Below are 19,213 nucleotides of genomic sequence, written 5' to 3' on the forward strand. Positions count from 1 at the left end.
TGCCAATAACCGCAACCCCTAGTCGATTGGCCGGTTTTCAACGAAATGCCCGTAAAGCGTGGTCAGAACCGATATGCCAATGATCGTGGCGAACCAGTTTACAACAAGAGAATACACCACATTGATCACCGAAGTCGGGTCATCATTGAACCACGACGGCAGTTGAACCACGATGCTTGCACCGACAACAATCAGAGCCAGCGTAAAAATCGTTCCGCTTTCGCCACGGGTTTGCTCCCACGCCTGACCAACACTCAACTTTTCGCCCAGCGCCGCCGCCGGCAGCATTACACCAAGCCGGAAAAACAGATACGCGGCGATCCCGATCAGGGCCAGCGTCATGATACCGGCCAATCCCGGAATACCGATAGAGATGACGCCAACCGGTATCGACACCACAACAATTGCCAGAATCACAAGAAGCCCGATCAAAAACGACCTGCCAAGATACCCAAGCACCGCTGACCCGTGAAACTGTGGCAGCCAACCGGATGTTGTTTCACCCGTCAACGCAAACCGATGCCATGCGACCGCAATCCAAAGGCTTGCGATAATCGCCAGAAGCCCCAAAAGCAGCGTTGGCAAAATGGTCGCCGGGTCCATCACCGGCATTTGAGTGCCTTCGATTTCCATCATTTGTGGTGGGTTGAAAAAGCTGTAAATCGTGTAACTGCTTTGCAAAACATACAGCACCAGCGACAGCCGCAGCGCTTGGTCCAGGTTCGCCATCACCAAATTGAACGAATGTCGGAATATCTGCCAACCCTTCATCTCACACACCTTTTTTGTCGGTTTATCATTGTCAAACGGCGACTTCTTGCCCCTGTCCGGAAAAACAAGTAATCGCCCCAGCAAACCCGTTAAAGGAAAACCCATGTCTGCGCCCAAAAAAGTTGTGCTGGCCTATTCCGGTGGCCTCGATACCTCGATCATCCTCAAATGGCTGCAAACCGAATACGGCTGCGAGGTTGTCACCTTCACCGCCGATCTGGGACAGGGAGAAGAGCTGGAGCCGGCACGCGAGAAGGCGGTGATGCTGGGGATCAAACCGGAAAACATCTATATTGAAGACATCCGCGAAGAATTTGTGCGCGATTTTGTGTTTCCGATGTTCCGCGCCAATGCAGTTTACGAAGGCATCTACCTGCTTGGAACGTCAATCGCGCGGCCTTTGATCTCGAAACGGCTGGTCGAGATTGCAGAGCAAACAGGTGCCGATGCGGTGTCGCATGGCGCAACCGGCAAGGGCAACGACCAGGTTCGGTTCGAACTGTCCGCCTATGCGTTGAACCCAGATATCAAGGTTATCGCCCCTTGGCGCGAATGGGATTTGTCGTCCCGGACCAAACTTCTGGACTTTGCCGAAAAAAACCAGATCCCGATCGCCAAAGACAAACGCGGTGAAGCGCCTTTTTCGGTGGATGCAAATTTGTTGCACACCTCGTCTGAAGGCAAAATTCTGGAAGACCCGGCACAAGAAGCGCCTGACTATGTGTATCAGCGCACCACGCATCCCGAAGAGGCACCCGACACACCCGAGATGGTCGAGATCACCTTTGAAAAAGGCGATGCTGTTGCGATCAATGGTGAAGCGATGAGCCCCGCCACGATCCTCACCACGCTGAATGAACTGGGTGGCAAACACGGCGTGGGGCGGCTTGATCTGGTTGAAAACCGCTTTGTTGGCATGAAATCCCGTGGTATTTATGAAACACCCGGCGGCACCGTTTTGTTGGAAGCCCATCGGGGTATCGAGCAAATCACCCTGGATAGCGGCGCGGGTCATCTTAAAGATTCGATCATGCCGAAATACGCAGAGCTGATTTACAATGGCTTCTGGTTTTCGCCGGAACGCGAAATGCTGCAGGCGCTGATCGACAAGAGCCAGGAACATGTCAGCGGCACCGTGCGCGTGAAGTTGTTCAAAGGCTCTGTGCAAACCGTGGCCCGTTGGTCGGATCAATCCCTGTATTCAGAGGCGCATGTCACCTTTGAGGAGGACGCCGGTGCCTATGATCAGAAAGACGCGCAAGGCTTTATCCAGCTTAACGCATTGCGCCTGAAACTGCTTGCCTCGCGGAACCGTCGCCTGAAAAAAAATTAGACTCGAACACAAGCCAATACGCGACATCAAAGTCGAAGCTTGCAGGCACTCATTTTTTTGAAATGCGGCATGCAAGCTTTGACAAGGGTCTGGTGATCGCCAACATCAGGCATGGGGCCTTCGGGTCCGGCAAATCCTGTCGATTGATGAACGCTTTTGTACCAATGCGCAGCCCAAACACCATCTGACGGATGCCCGCCCTTCGACCATGACAACATGGATGCATCCCATTCGAGAGAGATCGCATCACACAACGCGCGCAACGCGTGCTTGGGATCGGTGCGTATATCCTCACTGTCGATGACCACCGGCGTCTGACCCAAAGCACCCACCTCGTCAAAAAGCCTAGATTGTTGGTGAAAGCCGACATCATCAACCGTCAATTTTGGATAACCCTTCGCAAAACTAGCGACAACGCGTTGCGGATGCCGAATAAGAAACACGTTTGTGCACTGCGCGATAAACGTCCTTGGCATACCGGGCAGCATGTGTTGGCACATGTGTTTGTGATACACGTTTGGTTTGTCGTCGGGGATCGGTCCAATCAGGCTCTGTTCCACCTCAAATTCCGTTTCGGGACGCGACGCCAGAACCTCTTGGCGCATCGGATGATCAAGCCCTGTCAAGCGAAGATATGGTCCATAAAAGGGTTCGTCGACCACCGCAAAATCGCGGCGCTGCGCAAACGAATACATCATCGCGGTGGATAAATTGCGGGGCCCAGACCACATCGCCAGTCTCATTGGACCGCTCCTTTCTGCATCATTTTCGGAATAGGTATCGGTCTGCGCGCGACGCACAAGCGGTAACCGACTGTCACCTTCCGGTGAACATCTCATTCGGAAATTGCAGACCACGAAGATCCTGTCGCAATATGACTGCAAAATGAAGGAGTTTCCTGATGCGCCAACTTCGTCGCTCGCGTCCAGTTGCCCTTGCCTTTGCAATCGTAGCAGGACTGTTTATCCAGACCGCCTCTGGCAAAGCTGGTGAAACACATCACATTGTCGTCGCCGGGGGATGCTTTTGGTGCGTGGAAGCAGATTTTGAACGCGTCAAGGGCGTTCATGAAGCCGTGTCCGGCTATACCGGCGGAACCACGGCCAATCCCACCTACAAACAGGTGACCCGTGGCGGGACAGGGCATTATGAGGCAGTAAAGATCTCATATGACAGCGCGCAGCTAAGCCTGGAACAGCTTTATGACATGTTCTTCCGGTCCATTGATCCAACAGATGCAGGCGGCCAGTTTTGTGATCGCGGCCAAAGCTATGCAACGGCGATTTTCGTCTCTGATCCGGCGCAAAAAGCGGCAGCCGAGGCCGCAAAGGCCAAAGCGCGGTCCCAATTGGGACAGCCCATCGTCACACCGATCCTGCCCGCTAAAACCTTTTATGACGCCGAAGACTATCACCAAGACTACTATAAAGGCTCCAATCGGGTTCTCACGCGGTTCGGACCGATCAAACAAAGCGACGCATACAAGCGCTATCGCGATGGCTGTGGTCGGGATGACCGTGTGAAAGAGCTTTGGGGAAATGCCGCGCCGTTCGTCTCTAATTAGGAGAAACGGGCATCCTGAACGTCTTTGAGATCCGGAATGACATCTGCCGTCCCATGACGCGTGACCATAATGGCACCAGCTTGCTGGCCCAGGGCAATCGCCTGCTCCATCGGCATGCCCCGGTCCAGCCCAGCCACCAGAAACCCGGTAAACGTGTCGCCCGCCCCGGTTGTATCGACGGGAACCACCGGCACGGCCGGGAACACCTGGTCTGAACCCAGATCCCTGTTCAGCCATCGGCACCCATCACCACCCAGCGTGACCACAATATCCCGCACCGGAAGATCCGTCAGAGGCGTGTCCATAGCTGCGCAAAGCTGGTCCGCTTCGACGGAATTCATCACAATTATGTCAAGCAATGGCAAAACCGCCTGAACCGCTTCTGCATCGAAAGGTGCCGCTGCATAGACCACACGCAGACCTTTGGCTGACGCCAATGTTGCGCCGTTCAATTGTGCCGATGTTTCGTTTTGAAACAGGAACGTGTCTTTCTCAGTGGCATGGTGCAGAGCGGCTGCGACATGTGGCTCTGACAGTGCATGATTTGCGCCCTGAAACAGCAAAATAGCGTTTTCCCCGTTGGCATCGACCATGATAATTGCATGTCCGGTCTGATGCTCCAGCTCTGAAACAAAGCGCGTATCAACGCCATATTCCAATAGCCGATCCACCGCCCAGCGCCCATCAAGACCCACAGCACCGATATGAACAACCCTGGCCGCCGCACGGGCAATCGCGACCGACATGTTGGCCCCTTTGCCACCCAGACCCCGACGATGATCCGTCGATGCCAGCGTTTCACCGGGCACTGGCAAATGCGGCACCTGGTAAAACAAATCGGCATTGATCGAGCCCAGATTAAAAACCGCCATGGTTTATTTGCCTTTGCACGCCGCCAGGACAGCCATGTTTAGAATGTCATTTGCCGTCATGGTGGTGGAACAAATCTGGATTGACTTGTCGATCCCGGCAAGAATCGGCCCAATTACCGTGGCATCCGCCATTTCCTGCATCAATTTAACCGAAATCGACGCAGAATGGCGCGCTGGCACAACAAGGATATTTGCCGGTCCGGTCAGCCGCTGGAACGGATAATTGGTCTGTGCCTGCGGGTTAAGGGCGACATCGACGGTCATTTCCCCCTCATATTCAAAATTCACGCCGCGCCGGTCCAGAACTTCGGGCGCGAGGTGCATTTTCTCGGCCCGTTCTGACACCGGATACCCAAAAGTCGAAAACGACACAAACGCCACGCGCGGTTCAAGCCCGATCAACCGGGCAACTTCGGCCGCCCGCTCTGCAATGGTGGCCAAATCTTCCTGATCCGGCCATTCGTGAACCAGCGTATCCGCAATCAGCACGATCCGACCCTTGTGAAGCAACGCCGTAACCCCGGCCGCCCCATGCGCCGCATCGGCATCGAACACGTGATTGATCAACTCCATCACATGCGCTGACTTTCGCGTCGCCCCGGTTACCAAAGCATCGCCATGCCCTTGTTGAAGCATCAAAGCCGCAAACACATGTCTGTCACGCGCGGCAAGGCGGTGAATGTCTTCGCTGTCATGCCCTTTGCGCTGCAAACGGCCATAAAGATAATCTTTGTAGCGCTCTAAATGCGGTGTCTTGGCGGCGTTCACAACTTCGATCTCTCTGACGGCGTCGCCCAGTCCGGCCTCCTCAAGCTTGCTTGCCACATCGGCATCGCGGCCCACGACCAACGCTTTGCCAAAGCCCGACCGTTGATACATCACCGCCGCCCGCAAAACGCGCGGGTCGTCGCCTTCGGCAAAAATCATCCGCGCCTGAGCAGATTTGGCGCGGGTATTGATCCCGCGTAGGATGCTCGCGGTGGGGTCCATACGCGACTTGAGCGTGTCTTCATACGCCTCGAGATCAATGATCGGACGGCGTGCTGCACCGGTATCCATACCTGCCTTGGCGACAGCGGGCGGCACGCGGTGAATCAATCGGGGATCAAACGGCGTCGGGATGATATAGTCACGGCCAAATGACAGGCTGGTGCCATAGGCCAAAGCAACCTCATCGGGAACATCCTCGCGGGCAAGCTCTGCCAATGCTTGCGCACAGGCGATTTTCATTTCGTCATTGATTGCGCGGGCGTGAATATCAAGCGCCCCCCGGAACAGATAGGGAAACCCCAGAACATTGTTGACCTGATTGGGGTAATCGCTGCGTCCCGTTGCAACGATGGCATCGACCCGAACCTCGTGCGCCTCTTCCGGTGTAATTTCAGGGTCCGGGTTCGCCATGGCAAAAATCACCGGGTTGTCTGCCATCGACCGAACCATGTCTTGCGTCACCGCGCCTTTGACGCTGACACCCAAAAACACATCTGCATCGACCATGGCGTCTTCCAATGTGCGCGCGTCGGTTTTTACTGCGTGCGCCGATTTCCACTGGTTCATGCCATCGGTGCGACCCTGATAGATGATGCCCTTGGTATCAGCGACGATGCAATTCTGATGCCGCGCGCCCATCCGTTTGAGCAACTCGATACAAGCAATTCCGGCGGCACCGGCCCCGTTCAGGACGATCTTCACATCTTCGATCTTTTTCCCTGAAAGATGCAGCGCGTTAATCAATCCAGCCGCGCAAATCACCGCTGTGCCGTGTTGGTCATCGTGGAAGACCGGAATATCCATCTCTTCTTTGAGCCGCTGTTCAATGATGAAACACTCAGGGGCCTTGATATCTTCAAGGTTCACACCGCCAAAGGTGGGCCCCATGAGTTTGACCGCCTTGCAAAATTCGTCCGGGTCTTCGGTGTCCAGCTCTATGTCAATGGAATTGACGTCGGCGAACCGCTTGAACAAAACGGATTTGCCTTCCATCACCGGTTTCGACCCCAAAGCGCCCAGATTGCCCAGACCCAGAACCGCCGTTCCGTTGGAAATGACCGCGACAAGGTTACCTTTGTTGGTGTAATCATATGCCAGCCCCGGATCTTCGGCGATATCTTCGCAAGGCACCGCAACGCCCGGCGAATAGGCCAAAGACAGATCTCTCTGGGTGGTCAGCGGGACTGTGGCTTGCACCTCCCACTTGCCCGGAATGGGTTCGAGGTGGAAGGTCAACGCCTCTTCGCGGGTGTATTTTGTGTTGGACATGGAGCCTCGCAGTCAAATTCGGGTTTTCCACCCGGGTCGCCCGCCTTAATGTCACGCCAAAGCACCGAGGGGAAGCTGGTGAACGCGAATAAATCGGCCGTCACACCCATGATGGCGCAATATTTGGAAATAAAATCACAATATCCGGATGCTTTGTTGTTCTACCGGATGGGTGATTTTTACGAATTGTTCTTTGATGACGCAGTTGCGGCGGCAGAGGCGTTGGACATTGCCCTTACCAAACGCGGCAAACACGCGGGCGATGACATCCCCATGTGCGGCGTGCCGTTCCATTCCGCCGAAGGATATTTGTTAACCTTGATCCGCAAGGGTTTTCGCGTCGCGGTCTGCGAGCAGATGGAGACACCGGCAGAAGCCAAGAAACGCGGATCGAAATCCGTTGTGAAGCGGGGCGTCGTCCGATTGGTCACGCCGGGAACACTCACCGAAGAAACACTGCTAGAGGCGCGACGGCACAACTTTTTGGCCGCTTTGGCCTGTGTCCGAGACGAATGGGCGCTTGCCTGGACCGATATTTCAACAGGCGCGCTTCATGTCTTGCCTCTGTCCCTTGCGCGGGTCGGGCCGGAATTGGCCCAATTGTCGCCTGCTGAAATTTTGATAGCAGACGGAGAGGGTGAAACTGTCAAATCCATCCTTGAAGACCTGACCCTGACACCCACGTTCCTTGGTAAATCCAGCTTTGATTCAACGGGCGCGTTAACCAGGTTGACTCAGCAATTCAGTGTTTCATCGCTTGACGCTTATGGTCAGTTTTCGCGCGCTGAACTGTCGGCGATGGGCGCGTTGGTCGATTATCTTGACCTCACACAGAAAGGCCGTCTGCCGCTTTTGCGACCGCCTCAACAGGAAAAGCTAAGCGCCTCCATGCAGATTGATGCAGCGACACGGCGCAATCTTGAACTGATCCACGGTCTTGGCGGGGGACGCGCAGGATCACTTTTGTCTGTCATTGACCGTACGGCAACGGCCGGTGGGGCGCGGTTGTTGGAACGTCGTCTGTCGACACCGTCTTGTGACCTGACAACAATTCACGCTCGTCAGGATGCGATCAGCTGGGCCATTGAGGACACAAATTCAGCCAATTGGATCAGAACCGCCCTGAAACGCGTGCCGGACTTGGATCGCGCCATTTCCCGACTGGGACTGGATCGCGGAGGGCCAAGAGATATGGCCGCTGTCCGCAACGCATTAGAGCAAGCAGAGGCGATTTCAGCTTTGTTAGAGACGATATCGTTGCCAGATCCGTTAAAGTCGGCTGCGGCATCTATGACAGGCCACGCCGATCTTCTTGCCCATCTGGATGACGCTCTAATTGCCGAACCACCCCTTCTTACACGGGATGGTGGATTTATTGCGCAGGGCTATGATGCTGCATTGGATGAGGCCCGCAAGCTGCGCGATGAAGGCCGCGGCGTCGTTGCCGCGCTGCAGACGCAATATGCTCAGCAGACAGGGGTCTCATCGCTCAAGATCAAGCATAACAATGTGTTGGGTTATTTTATCGAAACAACCGCGACCCACGCAGAAAAGATGATGGCACCGCCTTTGAATGAAACCTTCATTCACCGCCAGACCACCGCCAACCAGATCCGTTTTACCACGGTCGAGCTGTCCGAATTGGAACGACGTATTCTCAATGCCGGAAGCGAAGCGCTTGAGATCGAAAAGCGTCTCTATATCGCCTTAAGTGATGCCATCCTGACAGAGCAACCAGCCCTGAACGCGCTTTCCGGCGCTCTGGCGGAATTCGATGTGGCAACAGCGCTGGCAGATTTGGCCGCAGATCTGGACTGGTGTCGCCCGAAAGTTGACAACAGCCGGACCTTCGACATTCAGGCGGGGCGTCACCCGGTAGTAGAACGCGCCTTGAAAGCGCAGGCGGACGGCAATTTTGTTGCCAATGATTGCACCCTATCAGCGGAAAACGATGCCGCCTCGATCACGCTTTTGACCGGCCCTAACATGGCCGGTAAATCAACCTATCTGCGCCAAAACGCGTTGATCGCGCTGTTGGCGCAGGTCGGGTCTTATGTACCGGCGACGTCGGCGCATATCGGGCTGGTCAGCCAGATTTTCAGCCGCGTCGGGGCGTCAGATGATCTGGCCCGAGGCCGCTCTACATTTATGGTGGAAATGGTGGAAACGGCTGCAATCCTGAATCAGGCGGACGACCGCGCGTTGGTGATCCTTGACGAAATCGGGCGCGGCACAGCGACATATGATGGTCTTTCGATCGCGTGGGCCACTTTGGAACACTTGCAATCGGTCAACAAGGTGCGCGCCTTGTTTGCCACACATTATCACGAACTTACCGCACTTGCGTCAAAGCTGGACGGAGTTCGCAATTCAACCGTGGCCGTGCGCGAATGGGATGGCGATGTCATCTTTCTGCACGAGGTGCGCGATGGTGCGGCAGACAGGTCTTATGGCGTGCAGGTTGCCCAACTTGCCGGATTGCCGCCGGCGGTCATCACCCGCGCGCGCTCGGTTTTGGACGCGCTGGAACAAGGGGAACGGGAAAACACGTCACCCAAGGCGTTGATTGACGATCTGCCGTTGTTTTCCGCTGTCGCAAACACGCCTCAGCCTGCAAAACCGATCGAAGAAAACAAAATCGAGGCGCAGATCAAAGATCTGCACCCCGACCAAATGACACCAATTGAGGCGTTACAGGCTCTGTATGACCTCAAGGCGCTGATGCAAGACGATTAGGACTTCGGTGTCGAGCTGACACCCACCTGGGCAGGACGCAAAAGACGATCATAAAGCATGAACCCTTCGGCCGAGACCTGAATGATGTCGCCTGCTTGCGTTCCGGGAACCGGGGCTTCGAACATGGCTTCGTGCAATTGCGGATCGAACTTGTCGCCCACTTCGGGTTTGATGGCCTGAACACCGTGCTTGGCAAAGACGTTCAGCAATTCCCGCATGGTCAGCTCAACACCTTCGATAAACGCTTTCGACGCTTCGCGCTGATCCTCGGGAATCGCGTCAACGGCACGTTGCAGGTTGTCATAAACCGGCAACAAATCCCGTGCGAGCCGTGATCCACCATATTGATGCGCCTCGCGCCGATCTTTGTCTGACCTTTTGCGCGCATTTTCGGCCTCTGCCAAGGCACGCATGAATTTGTCCTTCAGATCATCGCGTTCCGCACGCAACGCATCAAGATCAGCGGCTTCATGGCTGATCTCTTCTTCAAGCGCTTCATTTTCTTCTGCCTCGGCCTCAGCAAGGCTATCCAGAAAATCTTTTGTGTGATCTGTTTCGGCCATATTCTTACCCTCAATTCCGGTCGCCGAGCATTTTCCCGACAAGCTGCGCGGTGTAGTCGACAATCGGCACGATCCGCCCATAGTTAAGCCGTGTCGGGCCAATGACCCCGACCGCACCGATTATCTTACGATCAGCGTTCATATATGGAGAGACCACCAAAGAGGAACCCGAAAGTGAGAAAAGTTTGTTCTCAGACCCAATAAAAATGCGCACACCGTCGCCTTCTTCGGTCAGTTCCAGAAATTCGGCGATGTCCCGCTTGCGCTCCAGATCATCAAACAGTTCTCTGATCCGGTCCAGTTCCTCGGCATGTGCATCTTCGGCCAAAAGATTCGACCGTCCGCGCACGATCAACCGCTCTGGTGCGCCGTCTTCGTCATCCCAGATCGCGATACCTTGCTCGACCAGCGTGGCAGCAAGGGTGTTCAGTTCCTGTCGCTTGCGAACAATGTCATCCTTGATCGTTTTCCGAAGTTCAGACAACGTTTTGCCTTCGACCAGCGCATTCAAAAAATTCGCCGCTTCGCGCATAGAGCTGGGCGTTTGTCCCGGCGGGGGTGTGAACAACCGGTTTTCGACATGACCATCGGCAAACACCAAAACGACAAGCGCTTGATCGCCACCTACGGGTACAAATTCGATATGCTTGATCGCGGCCTCATGTTTCGGCGTCAAAACCAGGGACGCGCCCTGCGTCACACCCGAGAGCGCCGATCCGACGCGATCAAGGATTTGGCTCACGTCTTGCGAATTGCTTGTGACGGTCGCATCAATCTTTTCGCGATCGTCCTGATCGAGGTCGCGCACCTCTAACAGGCCATCAACAAACATTCGCAAGCCCAGCTGCGTGGGCACGCGCCCGGCACTGATATGTGGGCTGTCCAGAAGGCCAAGAAACTCCAGATCCTGCATGACGTTGCGCACCGTCGCCGCCGAGACCTTTTCATCCAGCGTGCGCGTCAATGTACGAGAACCAACAGGTTCGCCGTTGAACAAATACCCTTCGACCACCTTGCGAAACACTTCGCGAGAGCGGTCATTGAGTTCATCCAAGAGTTTTGATCCGTCGCTCAAACGTCACCTCATTCTGCGGCTCGTTAAGGGGTTGCGAACCAAGAAAGCCTGCCTGTATCCGTACATGACAAATATAGGGGCTTGCCATGCGACCGTCAGGACGGAAATTAAGCGAAATGCGCGGGGTTTCAATCGAAACCGGGATCAGCAAACACGCAGAAGGATCATGTATGATCCGAATGGGCGACACCCATGTTCTGTGCACAGCCACAATCGAAGACCGCGTCCCGCCGTTTATCAAGGGATCTGGACTTGGCTGGGTCACGGCAGAATACGGTATGTTGCCCCGATCTACCACAAGTCGGATGCGCCGGGAAAGTGCCGCGGGCAAACAGCAGGGGCGCACGGTTGAAATTCAACGCCTGATCGGCCGCAGTTTGCGCGCCGGCGTTGATCGCGTCGCCTTGGGCGAACGTCAGATCACCGTGGATTGCGATGTCATTCAGGCAGATGGCGGAACGCGCTGTGCCTCTATCACCGGCGGTTGGGTCGCTTTGCGTTTGGCGGTCAATGCCTTGATGAAAGCCGGTGATGTCACCTCCGATCCATTAATTTCGCCGGTGGCGGCTGTCAGTTGTGGGATGTATGCGGGCCAGCCGGTTCTGGATCTGGATTATCCCGAAGATTCCGAGGCAGGCGTCGATGGTAATTTCATCATGCGCGGCGACGGTCAGTTGATCGAAGTCCAAATGTCTGCCGAGGGCGCAACCTTTTCACGTGATCAAATGACACAACTGCTTGATCTGGCTGATGTCGGCGTTCAAGAGCTGGTCGCCTTGCAGCTTAAGGCGTCAGAATGACGCGCAAGTTCATAGAAGATCGGTTGCTTGTGGCCACCCATAATCAGGGAAAGCTTGAGGAAATTGCCGATCTTCTAAAGGACTACAACGTCACGGTTGTTGGTGCGGCAGACATGGGGCTGCCAGAACCCGTTGAGGATGGTGCCACATTTGTCGAAAACGCACGAATAAAAGCACATGCAGCGGCCAAGGCAACCGGCCTGCCCGCCCTATCCGACGACAGCGGTCTTGAAATAGACGCGCTCAATGGTGCTCCCGGTGTTTACACCGCTGATTGGGCTGAAACAGGGTCGGGTCGGGACTTTGTGATGGCCATGGAAAAGGCGCACAAAGCCGTTCTGAAAACCGGAGCCACCCAACCCTGGACCGCCCGTTTTTGCTGCACGCTTGTTCTGGCCTGGCCGGACGGACATGACGAGGTGTTCCCCGGAACAATGGAAGGTCAGGTGATCTGGCCAATGCGCGGGTCTCAGGGGCATGGATACGATCCTGTGTTCCAACCTGATGGTTATGACCTGACATTCGGCGAAATGGATCGGTGGGAAAAAAACAAGATAAGCCACCGCGCCGATGCCTTCCGCAAACTGGTTGCAGGGTGCTTTGACTGAGCTTTGGCAACAACGCGGGTTTGGGCTTTATGTGCATTGGCCCTTTTGTGCAGCAAAATGCCCATATTGCGACTTTAACAGCCATGTCAGAGCCGAAATCGACCAATCCAAATGGGCGCACGCGCTCGCCCAGGACATTCGCAGATGCGGGATGGAAACGGGGCCACGGATGCTGTCTTCCATCTTTTTCGGCGGCGGTACACCCAGCCTGATGGAGCCGTCGACGATGGATACCGTCCTATCTGCGGCGCGTGATGTCTGGAGCTTTGCCAATGACATCGAAATCACGTTGGAAGCAAACCCCACATCTGTCGAAGCACACCGTTTTGAAGGTTACGCGACTCTGGGCGTTAACCGGGTGTCGCTTGGGGTTCAGGCGCTGAATGACAAGGATCTGCAAAAGCTTGGCCGCCTTCATTCCGTCGATGAAGCCCGACATGCCTTCACCCTTGCACGGCAATTTTTTGATCGTGTCAGCTTTGATCTTATCTACGCGCGTCAGAACCAAACCCTGGAGGACTGGCGCGCTGAATTGACCGAGGCGCTGGAGCTCGCCATTGATCACTTGTCTCTTTACCAATTAACCATTGAAGAGGGCACCGCCTTCTGGGATCGCGCCGCCCGAGGTCGGCTGCATGGCCTGCCCAACGACGATTTGGGCGCAGACCTGTATGAGGTGACTCAATCACTGTGCAACGACGCGGGCCTGACCGCCTATGAGGTGTCCAACCACGCCCGGCCCGGATCTGAATCAAAGCACAATCTGCTTTATTGGCGCGGTGGTGATTATGCGGGCGTCGGCCCGGGTGCGCATGGGAGATTGACGCTCAATTCACAACGGCTGGCGACCCAAAGTTGGAAGCAACCCGAAGCCTGGTTAAAGGCGGTCAGCCAAGGGTCAGGTGTGAATGTAACCGAGCCATTGACCCCACAAGATATAGCGGAAGAACGCCTCATCATGGGGCTACGTCTTAAAGAAGGCCTAGATATAGATGACGCGCAGTCCGTTATAGATTGGACCCGGTTTAATGATCTATTGAACGGCGGGTATGTCTGGCACCACGACGGCCGAATCGGTGCGACGCCCACTGGTCGGCCCCTGCTGAATTACATCATCTCTCAATGTGCCAAAGCCGACTAGCGCGTTGCGCTCAGCAGCATGCAAAGCGCGTCCAGATCCTCCAGTGAATCATAGCTTACGGTCAATGATCCTGCCTCTTTTCCCGCTTGATGGTTGATCGAAACCTTCATACCTAGAGCTGCGGCCAAATCAGCTTCCAATGCCTTTGTGTCAGCATCCTTTGACCCAGCAGACGCCGTTTTAGATTTTGGTTTGGTGTTTGCCTCGGCGGTCGGTGAGTGTGCCTCTTTAACCAGCCTTTCGGTTTCCCGTACAGAAAGACCCCTCCGCACAATATCTCCGGCCAAAAACACCGGATCGGGCGCGGTAACCAAAGCACGGGCATGTCCGGCGGTCAGTTTCCCATCCTGTACCGCGTGTTTAACGACGTCAGGCAAGGTCAGCAAACGTAACAAATTGGCAATGTGGCTGCGACTTTTCCCCAGCTCTTTCGCCAGCTTTTCCTGAGTGTGACCAAACCGCGTCATAAGCTGTTCGTATCCAGCAGCCTCTTCAATCGCGTTTAGGTCTGCTCTTTGGATGTTTTCAATAATCGCAATTTCAAGAACATCTTCATCAGTAAATTCACGCACCACCACGGGCACTTCATGCACGCCAGCTTTTTGAGCAGCGCGCCACCGCCGTTCGCCGGCAACAATCTCGTAGCGTTCAGCTTCACCATCTTTTTTGCGAACGATTAGCGGCTGTATGACGCCCTTGCTCCGGACAGAGTTCGCCAATTCATCCAGCGCATCCGCATCAAATTGGCGACGCGGCTGATTTGGGTTCGGCTCAAGCTGCTCAACAGGAAGCACGCGCGTTGAGCGGGAACTGGCTGTCGTCGCCTCTGAATCCGGTTCGATATCTGCCATCAGGGCTGAAAGACCACGCCCCAAACCGCGGCGTTGCTCTTTTTTATCTGTCATTGTGTCACCCTCATGCCTCTGTCAGTACTTTGTTTTTCGCTAGAAATTCACGCGCCAATGCACGATACGCAGCCGCTCCCTTGGAATTCGTATCATATTCCAGAACCGGCATTGCATAAGATGGTGCCTCACTCACCCGAACATTGCGGGGAATCACGGTCGTAAAGACCAGATCACCAAGATTATCTCGGGCATCCATTTCGACCTGTTGGGACAGATTATTTCGCGCATCATACATGGTGAGCACGACCCCTTCGATCCTCAAATGAGGATTGGCCGTTTGTCGCACCTCACGGATGGTCAACATAAGCTGGCTAAGACCTTCCAATGCGAAAAATTCGCTTTGAAGCGGTACAAGAACCGAATGCGCGGCCACCATCGCATTGACGGTCAAAAGGTTCAATGACGGCGGACAATCGATCAGGATGTAATCAAACGCGAACTGATCAATATCAGGCTGACGAAGCGCATCATGCAGCAAAAAACTCCGTTTTTCGTTTGCGATAAGTTCAATATCTGCAGAGCTTAGGTCCGTCGTAGAGGCAACCAAGCTCAGATTATGCTGCTGCGTTTTACAAATGATGTCTTGGAGCGGGAAGTCGTCGAGCAAAAGATCATAAGTGGTCGCTCGCCTGTTCTCGGGCATGATACCCAAACCGGTTGACGCATTGCCTTGAGGATCAAGATCGACAACCAACACATTTTGGTCAATCTCAGCCAGGGCAGATGCAAAATTAATTGCCGTCGTTGTCTTACCGACGCCACCTTTCTGGTTTGCGATTGCTATGATTTTAGGGCCATTCGGGCGTTTGGGATCATGCACGTGACAAATCTCCAATTTCCAAGATGGCAGCATCGGGGTTCGTTGTACTTTTATGACTTTGCAAAGAGAACCGCCACTTCTTTTCCGCCTCAGCGACTTCTTCTTTCCAGGTTATTCCTTTGGGAAAGATGGCCAAACCTTCAGATTTCAAATGCAGCTCAGCATAGCTCAATAAATCAGAGAGCGGCGCAAGGGCTCTGGCGCTTAAAATATCTGCGTTGAGCGGCGGTATGTCCTCAATCCGCTGGGCCAGCACAGTAAATGGGACTCCGACCTCCCGTGAGACGGTTTTCAGGAAAGCCGCTTTTCTTTGGTCACTTTCGACCAGTGTGACCTTGGTTTCGGGACATGTTTCGTATTTCAGAATGGCGATGGCCGCGCCTGGGAAACCACCACCGGACCCTAGATCGGCCCAGTGTAGCGCTTTTTTCCTGTTCAACTCCGCGATCTGAACCGAATCCTCAAAATGTCTTTTAGCGGCATCTGAAAGAGACGCCGCTGAAACCAGATTTATTTTTGGGGACCATTTTTTTAAAAGCTTGAGATGTATGTCCAATCGCTCTTGTGTTTCACGTGAAACATTCATCAAGCTAGCTTCTTTCGAATTTGTTTGGACTTCAGACGCGTCAGAATCAATAACAAAGCGGACGGGGTGACCCCGTCAATCCGAGACGCCTGCGCCATATTTTGTGGACGATGGAATGAAAATTTTGCTTTCAACTCATTCGATAAGCCTTCAATTTCATCAAATGGAAAGTCCTTTGGTATCTCTTCCAACTCATCCCGCTGCAAAGCTTCAATATCTCTCCGCTGTCGTTCAAGATAATTTGCGTACAACGCGTCTTTTGACAACTGTTCCCGTGTCACATCGTCAATGTCACACAAGTTTGGGTGAATCTTGATCAAAGCATCCCAGGACACTGAGCCGATTGACAAAGCTTCATACCCAGTCCGACGCGCGCCATCACGAGACACATCTACACCCGCATTAACCAATTGCTGCGACGACACCGACAAGCTGTCAAGTTGAGCTTTGGCCTGATCAAGTTTTTCCTTCTTTTTCGTAAATTCCCGGACCCTAAGCTCAGTCACACATCCCAACTCCATTGCCAACGGCGTCAATCGCTGATCGGCATTGTCTGCCCGTAATGACAAACGATACTCCGCTCGTGACGTAAACATGCGATAAGGTTCGGTCACACCGCGCGACGTGAGGTCATCGATCATCACGCCAATATAGCTATTCGACCGACTGAAGTTAATTGAATCCTGGCCTTTGGACCGGCGGGCCGCATTAATCCCCGCGACCAGACCTTGCGCCGCCGCCTCTTCATAACCCGTTGTCCCGTTGATCTGTCCGGCAAAATACAGCCCCTGACATGTCTCAAGAGATAGGTCCAAGTTCAACGCACGCGGGTCGACATAGTCATATTCAATGGCATATCCCGGCTGCAAGATCTTAGCATGTTCAAGACCTTCTATTGACCGAACATATTCTTCCTGAATCTCTTCAGGTAAAGACGTTGAAATCCCATTGGGATAAATGGTGTGATCCGCCAAACCCTCGGGCTCCAGGAATATCTGATGGGACGGCTTATCAGAAAATCGTACAATTTTATCTTCGATTGAGGGGCAATACCGTGGGCCGATACCCGCAATATGACCGCCATACATGGCGGAACGATCAAGATTTTTCCGAATAATGTCATGGGTATGTTGATTGGTATGCGTTATCGCGCAGGCGATCTGTCGGGCGGTCGGTTTGGATGATAAAAACGAAAACATCGTTGGGTCATCATCACCAGGTTGCCTATCTAGCCCGTCCCAATTGATTGTGCGCCCATCAATCCGCGGCGGCGTACCTGTTTTAAGCCGTCCAAGCGGCAAGCCAAACTCCTCGAGCCGATAGGCCAATTGTGTCGACGGTTTTTCACCCATCCGACCCCCTGCAATTTGGCGATCTCCAATATGGATTATGCCACGCAAAAAGGTTCCAGTTGTGAGGATAACGGTCTGAGACGTTAACTTTTGATTTCCATTTAGCTCGATACCGGCGATCTGACAGTTTTTAACAATCAAATCTGTGACTTCGCCTTCAATGATTGCGAGATTTTGCTGTGCTTTAGTCGCCTTCAGCATCTCGGTTTGGTAAATTTTTCGATCAGCTTGTGCGCGTGGGCCCTGAACCGCCGGACCTTTACGCCGGTTCAACAACCGAAACTGTATACCGGCTTTATCAGCGACCCTTGCCATAACACCGTCAAATGCATCGATTTCTCGGACAAGATGGCCTTTTCCGAGGCCGCCAATCGCGGGATTACACGACATGACGCCAATTCCCTGCTCGGACAAGGTGACCAAGGCCGTCTTAGCACCCATCCTGGCAGATGCATGTGCGGCTTCGCTTCCGGCATGGCCGCCCCCGACGACGATGACATCGAAATCAAATTGTTTCACGTGAAACACTCCTTACTTTCCGATGCAAAAACTAGAGAATATTCGATCTAGCACATCTTCGACATCCACGCGACCCACCAAGCGTTCCAAGATGAAAATCCCAGATCGCAATTCCTCTGCGGCAAGGTCATAAAAATCGGGGCCACGTTCAACAAACTCCACACTCGATCTCAAATTGGCCAAGCCTTGCGAAAGAACATCCCTTTGGCGTTCATGAGACACAAGCCCGCCACTTGTCGCCTTAGATAAAAGAAAACCTTTCACCCTTGCGATAAGTTCAGACAAGCCAGCACCGGTTGTACCAGAGACCCCATCCAACCGACCGGACAAATCAGATTTTCCAAAGACAACGATGTCGTTGTCCTTCGGTTGCAAGATCGAAAATTCCTCTTCATCGCTTAAAAGAAAAACCCTCAGATCTGCCGTATCTGCTCGTTGAAGCGCGCGTTGGATTCCGATGTTTTCGACTGTGTCATTCGAATCGCGAAGTCCGGCAGTATCGAGAAATGTCACCGGCAAACCATCCAAATCCATCCGCACCTCGATAACGTCGCGCGTCGTTCCGGCGATTTCGGATGTAATGGCGGCATCACGACCGGCCAAAGCATTCAATAAGGTCGATTTGCCAGCATTGGGAGGGCCGACAATGGCCACCTCGAAACCAGAACGGATTCGTTCTGCCACGCCAAAGCCCTGGATTTCCTCGTCGAGATTTTTGATAATGCGCGACAGGGATCGCTGAACATCATCAGAAACATCAATCGGGACTTCTTCATCAGCAAAGTCTATTGTTGCTTCTAACAAGGACAGGGCATGGATAAGCTCACCGCGCCAATCCTCTGCCGCATCTCTTAACCTCCCAGAAAACCCCAGCAACGCTTGTTTTCTTTGCATTTCTGTTTCTGATTTAATCAAGTCTGACAACGCTTCGACTTGTGTCAGATCAAGCCGACCGTTTGACAAAGCGCGCCGTGTGAATTCACCCGCGTCTGCCGGGCGGAAACCAGGCATCTCATTCAGGCAGTTCAGGACAACCTGGACAATTGCGATGCTGCCATGAAGGTGAAATTCAACCACCGGTTCGCCAGTAAAGCTTGCCCCATCGTCGAACGATAAAATCAGAGCCTCATCAAGAAACCCACGCTTGGCGTGAGTCAAGCGGCGAAGCGATGGTTTTCGGGCGTCGGGACAGGGGAATCCGAATAAGTCACAACTCTGGGCCGCATCCGGACCCGAGACACGGATAACAGCCACACCTGATTTCCCTGGCACGGTTGCCAAGGCAAAGATCGTGTCCATACACCAC

The 19,213-nt window shown here is 53.9% G+C and carries 17 protein-coding genes; 6 read left to right on the top strand and 11 right to left on the bottom strand.

The annotated features are described in order from the left end of the window. Nucleotides 1-18 precede the first annotated feature (18 nt). The gene (locus tag ACG74X_RS03320) at nucleotides 19-729 is read right to left on the bottom strand and encodes a hypothetical protein (protein WP_411232715.1); all 711 of its coding nucleotides are present in this window, start codon (nucleotides 727-729) and stop codon (nucleotides 19-21) included. A gap of 145 nt (nucleotides 730-874) precedes the next feature. Here ACG74X_RS03320 and ACG74X_RS03325 point away from each other — a divergent pair, with 145 nt between their 5' ends. Next, on the top strand, nucleotides 875-2,104 hold the full coding sequence (locus ACG74X_RS03325) for an argininosuccinate synthase (protein ID WP_411232716.1): 1,230 nt from the start codon (nucleotides 875-877) through the stop codon (nucleotides 2,102-2,104). 26 nt (nucleotides 2,105-2,130) lie between these two features. On the opposite strand, the gene ACG74X_RS03330 is transcribed toward ACG74X_RS03325, so the two are convergent. After that, nucleotides 2,131-2,847 (bottom strand): HAD family hydrolase, encoded by a 717-nt coding sequence (locus ACG74X_RS03330; protein WP_411232717.1) that lies wholly within the window; start codon nucleotides 2,845-2,847, stop codon nucleotides 2,131-2,133. 158 nt (nucleotides 2,848-3,005) lie between these two features. Here ACG74X_RS03330 and msrA point away from each other — a divergent pair, with 158 nt between their 5' ends. Next, nucleotides 3,006-3,668 carry a peptide-methionine (S)-S-oxide reductase MsrA gene (msrA, locus tag ACG74X_RS03335; protein WP_411232718.1) on the top strand — a complete coding sequence of 221 codons (663 nt, stop codon included), beginning with the start codon at nucleotides 3,006-3,008 and terminating at the stop codon, nucleotides 3,666-3,668. Here the strand turns inward: msrA and ACG74X_RS03340 are convergent. Next, complete coding sequence (locus ACG74X_RS03340; RefSeq protein ID WP_411232719.1) at nucleotides 3,665-4,540, bottom strand: ribokinase; 876 nt, start codon at nucleotides 4,538-4,540, stop codon at nucleotides 3,665-3,667. The two genes, msrA and ACG74X_RS03340, sit on opposite strands and share 4 nt — an antisense overlap. Before the next feature lie 3 nt (nucleotides 4,541-4,543). After that, the gene (locus ACG74X_RS03345; RefSeq protein ID WP_411232720.1) at nucleotides 4,544-6,799 is read right to left on the bottom strand and encodes an NADP-dependent malic enzyme; all 2,256 of its coding nucleotides are present in this window, start codon (nucleotides 6,797-6,799) and stop codon (nucleotides 4,544-4,546) included. A gap of 108 nt (nucleotides 6,800-6,907) precedes the next feature. Here ACG74X_RS03345 and mutS point away from each other — a divergent pair, with 108 nt between their 5' ends. Beyond that, nucleotides 6,908-9,535 (top strand): DNA mismatch repair protein MutS, encoded by a 2,628-nt coding sequence (gene mutS, locus ACG74X_RS03350; RefSeq protein ID WP_411232881.1) that lies wholly within the window; start codon nucleotides 6,908-6,910, stop codon nucleotides 9,533-9,535. On the opposite strand, the gene ACG74X_RS03355 is transcribed toward mutS, so the two are convergent. Then, nucleotides 9,532-10,098 carry a nucleotide exchange factor GrpE gene (locus tag ACG74X_RS03355; RefSeq protein ID WP_411232721.1) on the bottom strand — a complete coding sequence of 189 codons (567 nt, stop codon included), beginning with the start codon at nucleotides 10,096-10,098 and terminating at the stop codon, nucleotides 9,532-9,534. The two genes, mutS and ACG74X_RS03355, sit on opposite strands and share 4 nt — an antisense overlap. 10 nt (nucleotides 10,099-10,108) lie before the next feature. Further along, nucleotides 10,109-11,173, bottom strand: coding sequence for a heat-inducible transcriptional repressor HrcA (gene hrcA / locus ACG74X_RS03360; RefSeq protein WP_411232722.1), 1,065 nt, complete (start codon nucleotides 11,171-11,173; stop codon nucleotides 10,109-10,111). An 86-nt stretch (nucleotides 11,174-11,259) separates the two neighbouring features. On the opposite strand from hrcA, the gene rph reads away from it, so the two are divergent. From rph to hemW, 3 genes are read left to right on the top strand one after another with little or no spacing between them, the layout of a single operon-like run. Then, a complete protein-coding gene (gene rph, locus ACG74X_RS03365) occupies nucleotides 11,260-11,973 on the top strand; it encodes a ribonuclease PH (protein WP_411232723.1) in 714 nt (237 codons plus the stop codon). After that, nucleotides 11,970-12,581 (top strand): RdgB/HAM1 family non-canonical purine NTP pyrophosphatase, encoded by a 612-nt coding sequence (rdgB, locus tag ACG74X_RS03370; protein ID WP_411232724.1) that lies wholly within the window; start codon nucleotides 11,970-11,972, stop codon nucleotides 12,579-12,581. Before rph ends, rdgB begins: the two co-directional genes overlap by 4 nt. Further along, a complete protein-coding gene (gene hemW, locus ACG74X_RS03375; RefSeq protein ID WP_411232725.1) occupies nucleotides 12,544-13,722 on the top strand; it encodes a radical SAM family heme chaperone HemW in 1,179 nt (392 codons plus the stop codon). The genes rdgB and hemW overlap by 38 nt, the downstream gene beginning before the upstream one ends. Here hemW and ACG74X_RS03380 read toward each other — a convergent pair. Genes ACG74X_RS03380 through mnmE form a run of 5 tightly spaced genes read right to left on the bottom strand, consistent with a single transcriptional unit; the run spans nucleotide 13,719 to nucleotide 19,206 of the window. After that, complete coding sequence (locus ACG74X_RS03380; RefSeq protein WP_411232726.1) at nucleotides 13,719-14,627, bottom strand: ParB/RepB/Spo0J family partition protein; 909 nt, start codon at nucleotides 14,625-14,627, stop codon at nucleotides 13,719-13,721. The two genes, hemW and ACG74X_RS03380, sit on opposite strands and share 4 nt — an antisense overlap. A gap of 10 nt (nucleotides 14,628-14,637) precedes the next feature. After that, a complete protein-coding gene (locus ACG74X_RS03385) occupies nucleotides 14,638-15,450 on the bottom strand; it encodes a ParA family protein (protein WP_411232727.1) in 813 nt (270 codons plus the stop codon). Then, nucleotides 15,443-16,036: a 16S rRNA (guanine(527)-N(7))-methyltransferase RsmG gene (rsmG, locus tag ACG74X_RS03390; protein WP_411232728.1), complete on the bottom strand. Its 594-nt coding sequence runs from the start codon at nucleotides 16,034-16,036 to the stop codon at nucleotides 15,443-15,445. Before rsmG ends, ACG74X_RS03385 begins: the two co-directional genes overlap by 8 nt. Next, nucleotides 16,036-17,907, bottom strand: a complete 1,872-nt coding sequence (gene mnmG / locus ACG74X_RS03395; protein WP_411232729.1) for a tRNA uridine-5-carboxymethylaminomethyl(34) synthesis enzyme MnmG — start codon at nucleotides 17,905-17,907, stop codon at nucleotides 16,036-16,038. Before mnmG ends, rsmG begins: the two co-directional genes overlap by 1 nt. Nucleotides 17,908-17,919: 12 nt before the next feature. Beyond that, on the bottom strand, nucleotides 17,920-19,206 hold the full coding sequence (gene mnmE, locus ACG74X_RS03400; RefSeq protein ID WP_411232730.1) for a tRNA uridine-5-carboxymethylaminomethyl(34) synthesis GTPase MnmE: 1,287 nt from the start codon (nucleotides 19,204-19,206) through the stop codon (nucleotides 17,920-17,922). Nucleotides 19,207-19,213: the final 7 nt, after the last annotated feature.

The sequence above is a fragment of the Marivita sp. S0852 genome, from assembly GCF_046591575.1.
Taxonomy (GTDB): Bacteria; Pseudomonadota; Alphaproteobacteria; order Rhodobacterales; family Rhodobacteraceae; genus Marivita.

What these genes read in the sequence shown, in the direction of transcription:
- ACG74X_RS03320 (WP_411232715.1), bottom strand. Translation starts at nt 729, where the DNA reads ATGGCGAACCTGGACCAAGCGCTGCGGCTGTCGCTGGTGCTGTATGTT.
- ACG74X_RS03325 (WP_411232716.1), top strand. Translation starts at nt 875, where the DNA reads ATGTCTGCGCCCAAAAAAGTTGTGCTGGCCTATTCCGGTGGCCTCGAT.
- ACG74X_RS03330 (WP_411232717.1), bottom strand. Translation starts at nt 2,847, where the DNA reads ATGAGACTGGCGATGTGGTCTGGGCCCCGCAATTTATCCACCGCGATG.
- msrA (WP_411232718.1), top strand. Translation starts at nt 3,006, where the DNA reads ATGCGCCAACTTCGTCGCTCGCGTCCAGTTGCCCTTGCCTTTGCAATC.
- ACG74X_RS03340 (WP_411232719.1), bottom strand. Translation starts at nt 4,540, where the DNA reads ATGGCGGTTTTTAATCTGGGCTCGATCAATGCCGATTTGTTTTACCAG.
- ACG74X_RS03345 (WP_411232720.1), bottom strand. Translation starts at nt 6,799, where the DNA reads ATGTCCAACACAAAATACACCCGCGAAGAGGCGTTGACCTTCCACCTC.
- mutS (WP_411232881.1), top strand. Translation starts at nt 6,908, where the DNA reads ATGATGGCGCAATATTTGGAAATAAAATCACAATATCCGGATGCTTTG.
- ACG74X_RS03355 (WP_411232721.1), bottom strand. Translation starts at nt 10,098, where the DNA reads ATGGCCGAAACAGATCACACAAAAGATTTTCTGGATAGCCTTGCTGAG.
- rph (WP_411232723.1), top strand. Translation starts at nt 11,260, where the DNA reads ATGCGACCGTCAGGACGGAAATTAAGCGAAATGCGCGGGGTTTCAATC.
- rdgB (WP_411232724.1), top strand. Translation starts at nt 11,970, where the DNA reads ATGACGCGCAAGTTCATAGAAGATCGGTTGCTTGTGGCCACCCATAAT.
- hemW (WP_411232725.1), top strand. Translation starts at nt 12,544, where the DNA reads ATGCCTTCCGCAAACTGGTTGCAGGGTGCTTTGACTGAGCTTTGGCAA.
- ACG74X_RS03380 (WP_411232726.1), bottom strand. Translation starts at nt 14,627, where the DNA reads ATGACAGATAAAAAAGAGCAACGCCGCGGTTTGGGGCGTGGTCTTTCA.
- rsmG (WP_411232728.1), bottom strand. Translation starts at nt 16,036, where the DNA reads ATGAATGTTTCACGTGAAACACAAGAGCGATTGGACATACATCTCAAG.
- mnmE (WP_411232730.1), bottom strand. Translation starts at nt 19,206, where the DNA reads ATGGACACGATCTTTGCCTTGGCAACCGTGCCAGGGAAATCAGGTGTG.